General features: G+C 71.5%; 16 protein-coding genes. 5 read left to right on the top strand and 11 right to left on the bottom strand.

From position 1 onward, the window contains the following. Window positions 1–165: 165 nt before the first annotated feature. A complete protein-coding gene (locus IM725_RS18730; RefSeq protein WP_193782156.1) occupies window positions 166–345 on the top strand; it encodes a hypothetical protein in 180 nt (59 codons plus the stop codon). Window positions 346–358: 13 nt separating this feature from the next. After that, window positions 359–916: a hypothetical protein gene (locus IM725_RS18725; RefSeq protein ID WP_193782155.1), complete on the top strand. Its 558-nt coding sequence runs from the start codon at window positions 359–361 to the stop codon at window positions 914–916. On the opposite strand, the gene IM725_RS18720 is transcribed toward IM725_RS18725, so the two are convergent. The 6 genes from IM725_RS18720 to rpsP form a co-directional block, all read right to left on the bottom strand. Next, on the bottom strand, window positions 891–1,874 hold the full coding sequence (locus tag IM725_RS18720) for a CobD/CbiB family protein (protein ID WP_193782154.1): 984 nt from the start codon (window positions 1,872–1,874) through the stop codon (window positions 891–893). The genes IM725_RS18725 and IM725_RS18720 overlap by 26 nt on opposite strands. A gap of 21 nt (window positions 1,875–1,895) precedes the next feature. Beyond that, complete coding sequence (locus IM725_RS18715) at window positions 1,896–2,606, bottom strand: CoA pyrophosphatase (RefSeq protein ID WP_193782153.1); 711 nt, start codon at window positions 2,604–2,606, stop codon at window positions 1,896–1,898. A 70-nt stretch (window positions 2,607–2,676) separates the two neighbouring features. Next, window positions 2,677–3,066 (bottom strand): 50S ribosomal protein L19, encoded by a 390-nt coding sequence (gene rplS / locus IM725_RS18710; protein ID WP_193782152.1) that lies wholly within the window; start codon window positions 3,064–3,066, stop codon window positions 2,677–2,679. 107 nt (window positions 3,067–3,173) lie between these two features. Continuing rightward, entirely contained in the window at window positions 3,174–3,935 is a 762-nt protein-coding gene (trmD, locus tag IM725_RS18705) for a tRNA (guanosine(37)-N1)-methyltransferase TrmD (RefSeq protein ID WP_193782151.1), read from the bottom strand. Between the two features lie 9 nt (window positions 3,936–3,944). Next, window positions 3,945–4,502, bottom strand: a complete 558-nt coding sequence (gene rimM, locus IM725_RS18700) for a ribosome maturation factor RimM (RefSeq protein WP_193782150.1) — start codon at window positions 4,500–4,502, stop codon at window positions 3,945–3,947. Window positions 4,503–4,516: 14 nt separating this feature from the next. Beyond that, window positions 4,517–4,771, bottom strand: a complete 255-nt coding sequence (rpsP, locus tag IM725_RS18695) for a 30S ribosomal protein S16 (protein ID WP_193782149.1) — start codon at window positions 4,769–4,771, stop codon at window positions 4,517–4,519. 129 nt (window positions 4,772–4,900) lie between these two features. Here rpsP and IM725_RS18690 point away from each other — a divergent pair, with 129 nt between their 5' ends. The 3 genes from IM725_RS18690 to IM725_RS18680 are packed head-to-tail and all read left to right on the top strand — an operon-like array spanning window position 4,901 to window position 6,664. Continuing rightward, a complete protein-coding gene (locus IM725_RS18690) occupies window positions 4,901–5,437 on the top strand; it encodes a GNAT family N-acetyltransferase (protein ID WP_193782148.1) in 537 nt (178 codons plus the stop codon). Beyond that, a complete protein-coding gene (locus tag IM725_RS18685) occupies window positions 5,434–5,880 on the top strand; it encodes a TM2 domain-containing protein (RefSeq protein WP_193782147.1) in 447 nt (148 codons plus the stop codon). The genes IM725_RS18690 and IM725_RS18685 overlap by 4 nt, the downstream gene beginning before the upstream one ends. Window positions 5,881–5,902: 22 nt before the next feature. Beyond that, window positions 5,903–6,664, top strand: a complete 762-nt coding sequence (locus tag IM725_RS18680) for an SDR family NAD(P)-dependent oxidoreductase (protein ID WP_193782146.1) — start codon at window positions 5,903–5,905, stop codon at window positions 6,662–6,664. A gap of 22 nt (window positions 6,665–6,686) precedes the next feature. Here the strand turns inward: IM725_RS18680 and nagZ are convergent, their stop codons facing one another. From nagZ to era, 5 genes are read right to left on the bottom strand one after another with little or no spacing between them, the layout of a single operon-like run. Further along, window positions 6,687–7,751: a beta-N-acetylhexosaminidase gene (gene nagZ, locus IM725_RS18675; RefSeq protein ID WP_193782145.1), complete on the bottom strand. Its 1,065-nt coding sequence runs from the start codon at window positions 7,749–7,751 to the stop codon at window positions 6,687–6,689. After that, on the bottom strand, window positions 7,748–8,149 hold the full coding sequence (gene acpS, locus IM725_RS18670) for a holo-ACP synthase (RefSeq protein ID WP_193782144.1): 402 nt from the start codon (window positions 8,147–8,149) through the stop codon (window positions 7,748–7,750). The genes nagZ and acpS overlap by 4 nt, the downstream gene beginning before the upstream one ends. Beyond that, window positions 8,146–8,898: a pyridoxine 5'-phosphate synthase gene (locus IM725_RS18665; protein ID WP_193782143.1), complete on the bottom strand. Its 753-nt coding sequence runs from the start codon at window positions 8,896–8,898 to the stop codon at window positions 8,146–8,148. Before IM725_RS18665 ends, acpS begins: the two co-directional genes overlap by 4 nt. Then, window positions 8,895–9,668 carry a DNA repair protein RecO gene (recO, locus tag IM725_RS18660; RefSeq protein ID WP_193782142.1) on the bottom strand — a complete coding sequence of 258 codons (774 nt, stop codon included), beginning with the start codon at window positions 9,666–9,668 and terminating at the stop codon, window positions 8,895–8,897. Before recO ends, IM725_RS18665 begins: the two co-directional genes overlap by 4 nt. Before the next feature lie 16 nt (window positions 9,669–9,684). After that, window positions 9,685–10,563 (bottom strand): GTPase Era, encoded by an 879-nt coding sequence (era, locus tag IM725_RS18655; protein WP_193782157.1) that lies wholly within the window; start codon window positions 10,561–10,563, stop codon window positions 9,685–9,687. Between the last annotated feature and the right edge of the window lie 72 nt (window positions 10,564–10,635).

Genomic DNA, 10,635 nt, shown 5'->3' with positions numbered 1-10,635 from the left:
AGGATGTGGTTGGGGGGGTCAGAGAATCCAGTATTCATGCGGCCTGCAGCGGGGCACCACCCCGCGAACCCGCATGAATGCTCGGTCTCGCTAGCGTCCTAAAACGCACGACCAACAAGACGACCCCACCTTGCCAAGGCCCTGACCTTCCGCTCGCTGGGCGCCTTGCCGCTGCAGGCCCTGGTTCAGGGCCTGATCGTGGGCAGCTCGCTGATGGCCGGCGCCTTCATCGCCCGGCGCGTGGTGCGCCACATGGCGCCCGAGCGTTTCCGCACCCTCATGGACGTGCTGCTCCTGGCCGCCGGGCTGGGCATGCTGGGCGCGGCCCTCACCCGCACCGACTGAGCCCCTACCCGCCATGGCCGCCCCCGACAACCAGACCTTTGCCCTGCTAGCCCTGTTGCCTCTGATCGCCTGGCGCGTGGTCGCGCGCTTCAGGCGCATGGTGGGCCGCCAGCGCCTCTCGCGCATGCGGCCCTGGGTCAGCCTGGCGGTGTTCGGTCTGCTGCTCGCGCTGCTGGTGATGGCGGCGCGCGTGGCCGGCCAGGGCGCGGCAACGGCCTGGCTGGCGCTGGGCCTGGCCTGCGGCGGCCTGCTCTCGCTCTACGGCCTGCGCCGCACCGAGGTGCAGGTGGAACCCGGCGTCGCCATCTGGTACATCCCGCATGCGCCGCTGGGCATCGTGCTGTCCTCGCTTTTCCTGCTGCGCGTGCTGTGGCGCGTGGGGGAGCTGCTCCTGCACGGCCTGCCGCTGGCCGGTGGCCACGACAGCTTCACCTTCAGCCCCTGGACGCTGGCGCCCGTGGGCCTGTTCGCGGGCTATTCGATCGGCTACGCGATCGGCCTGCTGCGCCTGCGCTGGCGCGTGCTGCGCCAGCGGCGCGCGGACCTCAACCGATCAGGCGGGCCAGGGTGAGCAGGGCCAGCAGCACCATCCACAGCACCACCGAGCGCCACACCAGGCCGACGATGATGCGCAGGTGGCCCAGCTCGGGCTCCCGGCCGGGGGTGCTTTCGATCGCCGGCAGGGGCGCACCCGGCTCCATGCTCAGGCCCTGCGGCCCGGCCTCGACCGACTTGAGCGATTCGCCGCCCAGCCGCACGTTGACCGCGCCCGAGGTGGCGGCCAGGATCACGCCGTCGTTGTCGTCGGGAAAGCGCTGGGCGTAGTTGCGCCAGCAGTCGATCGCTTCCTCGAAGCTGCCAACCACGGCGAAGGCCAGCGCCGTCGCGCGCGCGGGCAGCCAGTCGACGGCGCGCCAGGCGCGGCGGGCGGCGTCCCGCAGGGCCGGGCTGGTCGGCTGCATGCCGGCGCGCGGCTGGCCCCAGTAGCGGCTGACGAATTCGGCCATGCGGTAGAACACCGCGCCGCCCGGGCCCAGCCCCAGCGCCGCCAGCACCGAGAACCAGGCCAGCACGCCGAACACATGGCGGTGCGCGGCCAGCACCGAATACTCGATCACGTGGCGCACGATCTCGCGCCGCGGCAACTCGCTCGCGTCGACCTGCTGCCATTGCGCCAGGCGCTGCCGGGCGAGCGGCTCGTCGCCCGCGTCCAGTGCATCGCGGATGCCGGTGAAGTGGTGGCTGAACTGGCGGAAGCCCAGCGTCACGTACAGCACGGCGACGCTCCACAGCACGGCGAAGGGCCAGCCGGCGAAGAGCAGCAGCAGCCAGTGCACCGCCACCGCGCCCAGCGAAGGCAGCAGCACCGCCAGCGCCCAGGCGATCCAGCCGTGCTGGGGCCGGCCGGCGTCGAAGTTGGTGTTGGCCCAGCGCGCCCAGGTCCGCAGCAGGGCGTGGATCGGGTTGTCACGGGCCAGCGGCCGCACCTGTTCGATCAAGAGCGCGAACAGGATGGCGAAAAAGCTCATGCGCGCATGATAGCCGCGGCCCTAGGCGGCGAGGAAGCGGTAGAGGTTGCGCAGCATGCCGGCCGTGGCGCCCCAGATGAAGCGCTCGAGCTCGCCGTCCATCCAGGGCATGGAGAACCATTCGCGCCGCAGGCCGTCCACCTCCATGCGGTGGCGGTGGTGGTGGGCCGGGTTCATGAGGAAGTCCAGCGGCACCTCGAAGGCATCGGCGACCTCGTGCGGGTTGGTGATGAGCGGGGCGTGCGGCGCGACCAGGGCCACCACCGGGGTGACGATGAAGCGGGTGCCCGTGGTGTAGGTCGGCATCTCGCCCAGCACCTCCACGTGCGAGGGGTCCAGGCCGACCTCCTCCTGCGCCTCGCGCAGCGCGGTGTGGGCGGCGTCGCGGTCGGTGGCGTCGCGCTTGCCCCCCGGGAAGGCCACCTGGCCGGAGTGCGTGGACAGGTGGGTGGTGCGCTCGGTCAGCAGGATGCGCGGCCGCTCGCCCATGCGTATGCCCACCAGCACCGAGGCCGCCGCCGGCGCGCGGTCGCTGAAGGCGGGCTCCTGGCGCAGCTCGGGCGTCCAGGGGCGCGGGTTGCGGAAGCGCTCGCGCAGGGCCTGGGGCGTGAGCCGTTCGTGGGGCACCGCCGGCAGCTGCGAATCGGTGGCGACCGCGGGCACGGCGCGCGGGTCGAAGTGGGGCAGCTTTGACAACGGGGTCCAGGGCCGGCCGCTGGGGGATTCGCTCATGGCACTCCTTGAAAGTGAAAAACCGCCGCAGGCCCAGGGCCGGCGGCGGTCTTCGCGCGGGGGAGAAAGCTTATTCCGCGGCGGCGGCAGCGGCAGCCTTGTTGCTGTAGCTGAGCTTTTCCTTGATGCGCGCCGACTTGCCGCTGCGCTCGCGCAGGTAGTACAGCTTGGCGCGGCGCACGTCGCCGCGGCGCTTGACTTCGATGCCGGCGATCAGCGGGCTGTAGGTCTGGAAGGTGCGCTCCACGCCTTCGCCGCTGGAGATCTTGCGCACGGTGAAGCCGCTGTTCAGGCCGCGGTTGCGCTTGGCAATCACGACGCCTTCGTAGGCCTGCACGCGCTTGCGGTTGCCTTCAACCACGTTGACGCTGACGATCACGGTGTCGCCGGGGGCGAACTCGGGGATCTTCTTGCCCAGGCGGGCGATTTCCTCTTGCTCGAGGGTCTGGATCAGGTTCATGTCGGTCCTAGTGGATCGTGCCCGCGCTGCGCTAAAGACGGCAACCGGTGGGGTTTGCAGCGCTGCTGCATGCCGTGGCCGGGTAGAGGATCCGGAAAAGCCTTTGATTATAAATGCTTTTTGCCCAGCTTGGCCAGCAGGGCCTCGTCCGCCCTGGAAAGCCGGCCCGCCGAGCGCGCCGCGTCCAGCAGCTCCGGGCGCCGCGCCGCCGTCAGGGCGAGCCGCTGGTCGCGGCGCCAGCGCTCGATCTGGGCATGGTGGCCGGACAGCAGCTCGGCCGGCGCGGCCACCCCGTCCCAGACCTCGGGCCGGGTGTAGTGCGGGCAATCCAGCAGTCCGTCGAGCGCCGGGTTGAAGCTGTCGGCCTGGTGGCTGCCCTCGTCGCCCAGCACGCCGGGCTGCAGCCGGGCCACCGCGTCCAGCAGGGCCATGGCCGGGATCTCGCCGCCCGAGAGCACGAAGTCGCCCAGGCTGAGCTGCACGTCCACGAAGCGGTCGATGAAGCGCTGGTCGATGCCCTCGTAGCGGCCGCACACCAGGATCGCGCCGGGGCCGGCGCCCCAGCGCTCCACGCCGGCATGGTCCAGGCGCTCGCCGATGGGAGAAAACAGCAGCACGGGCGCGCCGTCGTCGCCACGCGCCGCCCGCACCGTGGCCAGGGCGCGGGCCAGGGGCTCGGCCATCATGACCATGCCGGGGCCGCCACCGAAGGGGCGGTCGTCCACGCGGCGGTAGTTGCCCTCGGCGAAATCGCGCGGGTTCCACAGCTGCACCTGCACCTGGCCCGACTCGTAGGCACGGCGCGTCACGCCCGCCTGAAGGAAGGGCGCGAAGAGCTCGGGAAACAGCGTGAGGACGTCGAAGCGCACGGCCGGCCTTCAGTAGTCCGGCTGCCAGTCCACGGTGATGCGGCGGGCGGCCAGGTCCACGTCGTCGACGTAGGCGGCGACGAAGGGAATCATGCGCTCGCGCGGCTTGCCGTCTTCTTCCCAGGCCAGGACCAGCACGGTCTGCGGGCCGGTGGAGAGCAGTTCGGCAACGCGGCCCAGGGCCAGGCCCTCGCGGTTGACCACGTCCAGGCCGAGCAGGTCGACCCAGTAGTACTCGTCCTCGCCCGCGGTCGGAAAGCTGGAACGCGCGACGAAGACGCGCGCGCCGCGCAGCGCCTCGGCCGCGTTGCGGTCCTCGACCTCGTGGGCGGTGGCGACCACGGTGTCGGCGTGCTCCTTGGCCTCGCGCACCTTGAGCAGCACGGGGCCGACGAAGGTACGGGCGCCGCGTTCGGACGGCAGCAGGTACCAGCGCTTGGAAGAAAAAAGCGCTTCGGGCGAAGCGCTGTGGGGAATGACCTTGAACCAGCCCTTGATGCCCCAGGCATCGGCGATGCGGCCGACCTCGACCGCATCGGCGGGCAGTTCGGCGGCCTCCAGGGCCATCAGGACTGCCGGGCTCAGGCCGCGGTCTTGGCCGCAGCCTGGCGGATCAGGCGCTCGACCGTGGGCGAGGCCTGGGCGCCGACGCCCTTCCAGTAGGTGAGGCGGTCCTGGGCGATGCGCAGGCCTTCCTCGCCACCCTTGGCGATCGGGTTGTAGAAACCCAGGCGCTCGATGAAGGCGCCATCGCGGCGGGTGCGCTTGTCAGCGACCACGATGTTGAAGAACGGACGGGCTTTGGAGCCGCCGCGGGAGAGTCGAATGACGACCATGATTTATCCTTGGGTGGTCCGGCTGGCCCCGACATCGGGAACAGCCGCAGGGTGCGACGTTGAGACACGCGCTGTGGCCACCCGGCCAGCGACACGTCGCAGAGCCAAAGATTATACCCCGAGCCTTCCATGACCCGCATACGCCCCAGCCAGGACGCCGACCTGCCTGCCATCACGGCGATCTACGCCCACCACGTGCTGCACGGCACGGGCACCTTCGAGACCACCCCGCCCACCGAGGCCGACATGACGGCGCGCCGGGCCGACGTGCTGGGCAAGGGCCTGCCCTACCTGGTGCTGGAAGGCGACGGGGGCCAGGTGCTGGGCTTCGCCTACTGCCAGTGGTTCAAGCCGCGGCCGGCTTACCGTTTCTCGGCCGAGGATTCGATCTACATGCACCCCGACGCGGCCGGCCGCGGGCTGGGGCGCCAGCTGATGGACGCGCTGGTGGCCCAGGCGCAGGCAGCGGGCCTGCGCAAGCTGATCGCCGTGATCGGCGACAGCGGCAACGCCGGCTCCATCGGCGTGCACCGCGCCTGCGGCTTCACGCCGGCGGGCGTGGTGCGCGCCTGCGGCTGGAAGTTCGGCCGCTGGCTGGACATCGTGCTGATGGAGCGCGAACTGGGCGACGGCGACCGCACGCCGCCCGTGGACAATGCGGCATGAAGAACAAGACCCTCTGCGCCTGGCTCGCATTCCTGGGCGGCCCGCTCGGCCTGCACCGCTTCTACCTGTTCGGCTGGCGTGACCCGCTGGGCTGGCTGCTGCCGGTGCCCAGCCTGCTGGGCGTCTGGGGCATCGTGCGCATCCAGCAGTACGGCGTCGACGACACCCTGAGCTGGCTGCTGGTGCCGCTGCTGGGCTTCACCATCGCCGCGACTTCGCTCACGGCCATCGTCTACGGCCTGATGACGCCGGAGAAGTGGAACGGCCGCTTCAACCGCAGCGCGCCCGCCGACGCCCCGGCCGGCGGCACGCGCTGGAGCACCATCTTCGCCATCGCGCTCTCGCTGATGATCGGCACGGGCGTGCTGATGGCCAGCATCGCCTTCAGCTTCCAGCGCTACTTCGAGTACCAGGTCGAGGAGGGGCGGCGCATCAGCGAGTGAGGCGCGGGCCTACACTGTCCGCATGGACACGCAGCACCTCACCCTCCTCACCGGCGCCTCGCGCGGCATGGGCCTGGCCATGGCCCGCCAGTGCGTGGCCGCCGGGCACGACCTGGTCGCCATCGCCCGCCGCCCGGCCCCGGAACTGGATGCCCTGGCCGCCGCGCGCGGCACCCTGTGCGAACAGTGGGCGCACGACCTGGCGGACGCCGCCCCGCTGTGCGAGCGGCTGGCCGCCTTCCTGGGCCACATCGGCCCGCAGCGCTACGCCAGCGTCACCCTCATCAACAACGCCGGGCTGATCCCCGCCATCGCGCCGCTGGGCGACATCCCCGCGGCCGACCTGGCGGCCGCCCTGCGCGTCGACCTGGAGGCGCCCATGCTGCTGGCCGGCGCCTTCCTGCGCGCCACGGCGCACTGGACGGGCACGCGCCGGCTGCTGAACATCTCCTCCGGGCTGGGCCGGCGGCCCATGGCTTCGCAGGCGGCCTACTGCGCCGCCAAGGCCGGCATGGACCTGTTCACCCGCTGCGTCGCGCTCGAGGAGGCCCAGCGGCCGAACGGCGCGCGCGTGTGCTCGCTCGCGCCGGGCGTGATCGACACCGACATGCAGGTGCAGCTGCGCGGCGCCGACGCCGGCGCGTTTCCCGACATCGCCAATTTCATCGGCTTCAAGGACAAGGGCCTGCTGGCCTCGCCCGAAGAGGCGGCCCGCAAGGTGCTGGCCTACCTGGCGCGGCCCGATTTCGGCGCCAACCCGCTGGGCGACGTGCGCGACGCCTGAAGGCCGGCCGCGCGACTGCGCTTCAGGGCAGCAGGTCCAGCGCCTGCATGTAGGCCGCGTCGCCCATGAGCGCGTCCCAGCCCAGGGCCTTGCCGCGTGGCAGCAGGGCCAGGCGGCGCGCCTCCGAGACCTCGCTGGGGCGCCAGCGCCCCTTGAGCTGGGCCTCGGCCAGCCCGTCCAGCAGCTCGTCGACCGCCTGGCCGTCCGGGCTCTGGACCGACTGGTTGCACAGCAGCGCGAGGTCGCAGCCGGCATTGAGCGCGAGCACGCCGGCCTGGGTGAAGCTCACCGACCGGCCGCCGACCTGCCGCGCGCCTTCCATGCTCAGGTCGTCGCTGACCACCGCGCCCAGGAAGCCCAGGCGCCGGCGCAGGATGTCCTCCACCCAGCGGCGCGAGAAGCCGGCCGGGACATCGTCCACCGCGGGGTACACCACGTGGGCGGGCATCACGGCGGTGAGCACGGTGTTCAGCCAGCCGTAGGGCGCCGCGTCGTCGGCCAGGATCGCGTCCAGGCCGCGCTCGTCCACCGGGATGTCGGTGTGCGAATCCGCGCGCACCCAGCCGTGACCGGGGAAGTGCTTGCCGCAGTTGGCCAGGCCCGCGCGCAGCAGGCCGTGCATCAGGCTCTTGGCGAGCAGGGTCACCACGCGCGCGTCCTTGTGGAAGGCACGGTCGCCGATGACGCCGCTCTCGCCCCAGTCCAGGTCCAGCACCGGCGTGAAGCTGAAGTCGACCCCGCAGGCGCGCAACTCGGCGCCCAGCACGAAGCCGGCCGCCGTGGCGGCGTTGGTGGCGGCCAGAGCGTCCTGCATCCACAGCTCGCCGAAGGCCCGCATGGGGGGCAGGTGGGTGAAGCCGTCGGTGCGGAAGCGCTGCACGCGACCGCCCTCGTGGTCCACGCAGATGAGCAGGTCCTCGCGCACGGACTTGATGTCCGCGCACAGGTCCGCCAGGCGCGCGCGGTCCACCCAGCTGCGGCCGAACAGGATCACGCCCCCGGTCAGCGGATGCTTCAGGCGCTTGCGGTCGGCGCGGCTGAGCGAGGTGCCGGCGATGTCCAGCAGGATGGGGGCGTGCAGGGTCATGCGCTGTCTTTCTTCTCGACCACCACGAAGCTGGCGGCGTAATCGGATTCGTCGGTGACGGTGACGTGGGCCGTGAGGCCGCGCGCCTCGAACCAGTCCTTGAGGCCGCCGTGCAGCACGATGTAGGGCTGGCCGCTTGCGTGGTTGGCGATCTCGCACAGGCGCCAGGCCATGGGCATGCGCATGCCCAGGCCCACCGCCTTGCTGAAGGCCTCCTTGGCCGAGAAGCGCGTCGCCAGGAAGCGCAGGCCGCGGTCCGGCCAGCGGGCGCTGCGGGCCCGCCACACGCGGCGCTCACCCTCGGCCAGCACGCGGTCCAGGAAGCGCTCGCCGTGGCGCTCGTACGAGGCCCGGATGCGCCGCACGTCGCAGATGTCCGTGCCTATGCCCACGATCATGGGAAGGCCCGGGCGATGCAGTCCAGGTAGGCGCGGGTGGCGGCCGCGTAGCCCAGCTCCAGCGCGTCGGCGATGAAGGCATGGCCGATGGAGACCTCGCTCACGCCGGGCACCGTGGCCAGGAACAGCGTGAGGTTCTCGCGGTTCAGGTCGTGGCCGGCGTTCACGGCCAGGCCCGCGTCCAGCGCCGCCTGCGCGGCCAGCGCGTACTGGCGCAGCACCGCCTCCTGCCGGGGCGTTCCGAAGGCGCGCGCGTAGCCCTCGGTGTAGAGCTCCACGCGGTCGGCCCCCACGGCCCGGGCATGGGCCATGGCCTCGGGCACCGGGTCCATGAACAGGCTCACGCGCACGCCATGCTCGCGCGTCTCGGCGACCAGCGGCCGCAGCCGCTGCAGGTCCTCGGGGAAGCTCCAGCCGTGGTCGCTGGTGAACTGGCCTTCGCTGTCGGGCACGAAGGTGGCCTGCTGCGGACGCAGCCGCCGCACGAAGTCCATCAGGTTGTGGAAGGGGTTGCCCTCGATGTTGAACTCGGCCTGCGGCCATTCCTGCGCGAGCTGCGCGTGCAGCGCATGCACGTCGTCGGCGCGGATGTGGCGGGCATCCGGGCGCGGGTGCACCGTGATGCCCTGCGCCCCGGCGCCCAGGCACAGGGCGGCGGCGCGGGTCACGCTGGGGATGCCCAGGTGGCGGGTGTTGCGCACCAGTGCGACCTTGTTGAGGTTGACGGAGAGCGCGGTGCGGGAGTTCATAGGTGGTGCAGGTCGATCATCAGCTGCCGGGTGCGCAGCGTGTTCACGCCGCAATGGTAGTGCAGCAGCGGCCGCAGCAAGGCCTTGAGGCCAGGCATGCTGTGCGCCGCCTGGCGCAGCGTGGCGACGAAGGGCGCCGGGTCGGCCAGGGCCTGCTCCAGCGCGAGCCACTCGCCGCCCGAGAGCCAGGGGCGGCCCTCCTCGGGCGTGACCGCGATCAGCCCCGCCTCCGGCAGCAGCGCATAGGTGCCGTCCGGCTGCAGCGGCGCCAGGGTCAGGGTCTGGCTGTCCAGGGCGGGCAGCACGCCCACCTCGCGCAGCAGGATGAGCTCGAAGGCCCGCAGCGCCGGCTCCATCGCATCGCGCAGCGAGGGTTCGGCCTGGCCCTGCCCCGACCCCAGCACGCGCACCGCTTCCGCGTAGGCGTCGAAGAGGCGGGGGTGCGGGTCGTCACGCGCCAGCAGGCGCAGCAGCAACTCGTTCAGGTGGTAGCCCGAGAGCAGCGCCTCGCCGGTGGGCATCATCTGGCCGCCGGCCCATTCGGCCGACTTCAGGGTGCGGATCTCGGCATCGCCGCCGAAGGCGACGCGCAGCGGCTGCATGGGCAGCAGCACCGGGCGGAAGTTGGAGCTGGGCCGCTTGGCGCCCTTGGCAACCAGGGCGATGCGCCCGTGTTCGCGGGTGAACACCTCCAGGATCAGGCTGGACTCGCTCCAGTCGTAGCGGTGCAGGACGTAGGCCGGCTCCTCGGCCGTGCGGCGCGTCACCATGGCCGGCCCGCCCTCTTCATTCGTAGCCGAAGCTGCGCACCCTCGCCTCGTCGTCGGCCCAGCCGGATCGGACCTTGACCCAGACCTCGAGGAAGACCTTGCAGTCCATGAGCTTCTCCAGCTCCTGGCGCGCCTCCATGCCGATGCGCTTGAGCCGCTCGCCCTTCTCGCCGATCACCATGGCCTTGTGGCCGTCGCGCTCGACCACGATGGTGGCGGCGATGCGCACCATGCGGCCGAACTTGGGGCTGGGCTCCTCCTCGAACTTGTCGATGACCACGGTGGAGGTGTAGGGCAGTTCGTCGCCGGTGAAGCGGAACAGCTTCTCGCGCACCGTCTCGCCAGCCAGGAATTTCTCGCTGCGGTCGGTGAGCTCGTCCTCGCCGTAGAACCAGGGCTGCTCGGGCAGGTACTTCTCGAGGATGCCGAAGACGCGCTGCACGTCCTTGGGGTTCTTGGCCGACATGGGCACGATCTCGGCGAACTGCGCCTTGGCCGCAACCTCCTGCAGCCAGGGCGCGAGTTCGGCGCGGCGTCCCACCTCGTCCAGCTTGTTGGCCACCAGCACCACCGGGATGCCCGGCTTGAGCAGGCCCAGCACCTTGGCATCGGCCGGAGTGAATCGGCCGGCCTCCACCACCAGCATCACCACGTCCACGTCGCCGATGGTGCCCATCACGGCCTTGTTCAGCGACTTGTTCAGCGCGGTGGAATGGCGGGTCTGGAAGCCCGGCGTGTCGGCGAAGACGAACTGCGTCGCGCCCTCGGTGCGAATGCCGGTGATGCGGTGGCGCGTGGTCTGCGCCTTGCGCGAGGTGATGCTGATCTTCTGGCCGACCAGGGCGTTCAGCAGCGTGGACTTGCCCACGTTGGGCTTGCCGACGATGGCCACCAGGCCGCAGCGCTGGGGCCCGGCGGCTGCGGCCGGGGCGTCCGCGGACGCCCCGGCCTGCGCAGGGGCCGGGGT

Origin of the sequence: Ramlibacter aquaticus (genome assembly GCF_015159745.1) — a bacterium.
Lineage (GTDB): Bacteria > Pseudomonadota > Gammaproteobacteria > Burkholderiales > Burkholderiaceae_C > Ramlibacter > Ramlibacter aquaticus.
This window is presented reverse-complemented; position numbering and strand designations above follow the sequence as displayed.

Bases quoted from the DNA above. Each gene is read 5' to 3' on its own strand.
- IM725_RS18725 (WP_193782155.1), top strand. From the start codon at position 359: ATGGCCGCCCCCGACAACCAGACCTTTGCCCTGCTAGCCCTGTTGCCT.
- IM725_RS18720 (WP_193782154.1), bottom strand. From the start codon at position 1,874: ATGAGCTTTTTCGCCATCCTGTTCGCGCTCTTGATCGAACAGGTGCGG.
- IM725_RS18715 (WP_193782153.1), bottom strand. From the start codon at position 2,606: ATGAGCGAATCCCCCAGCGGCCGGCCCTGGACCCCGTTGTCAAAGCTG.
- rplS (WP_193782152.1), bottom strand. From the start codon at position 3,066: ATGAACCTGATCCAGACCCTCGAGCAAGAGGAAATCGCCCGCCTGGGC.
- rimM (WP_193782150.1), bottom strand. From the start codon at position 4,502: ATGGCCCTGGAGGCCGCCGAACTGCCCGCCGATGCGGTCGAGGTCGGC.
- rpsP (WP_193782149.1), bottom strand. From the start codon at position 4,771: ATGGTCGTCATTCGACTCTCCCGCGGCGGCTCCAAAGCCCGTCCGTTC.
- IM725_RS18690 (WP_193782148.1), top strand. From the start codon at position 4,901: ATGACCCGCATACGCCCCAGCCAGGACGCCGACCTGCCTGCCATCACG.
- IM725_RS18685 (WP_193782147.1), top strand. From the start codon at position 5,434: ATGAAGAACAAGACCCTCTGCGCCTGGCTCGCATTCCTGGGCGGCCCG.
- IM725_RS18680 (WP_193782146.1), top strand. From the start codon at position 5,903: ATGGACACGCAGCACCTCACCCTCCTCACCGGCGCCTCGCGCGGCATG.
- nagZ (WP_193782145.1), bottom strand. From the start codon at position 7,751: ATGACCCTGCACGCCCCCATCCTGCTGGACATCGCCGGCACCTCGCTC.
- acpS (WP_193782144.1), bottom strand. From the start codon at position 8,149: ATGATCGTGGGCATAGGCACGGACATCTGCGACGTGCGGCGCATCCGG.
- IM725_RS18665 (WP_193782143.1), bottom strand. From the start codon at position 8,898: ATGAACTCCCGCACCGCGCTCTCCGTCAACCTCAACAAGGTCGCACTG.
- recO (WP_193782142.1), bottom strand. From the start codon at position 9,668: ATGGTGACGCGCCGCACGGCCGAGGAGCCGGCCTACGTCCTGCACCGC.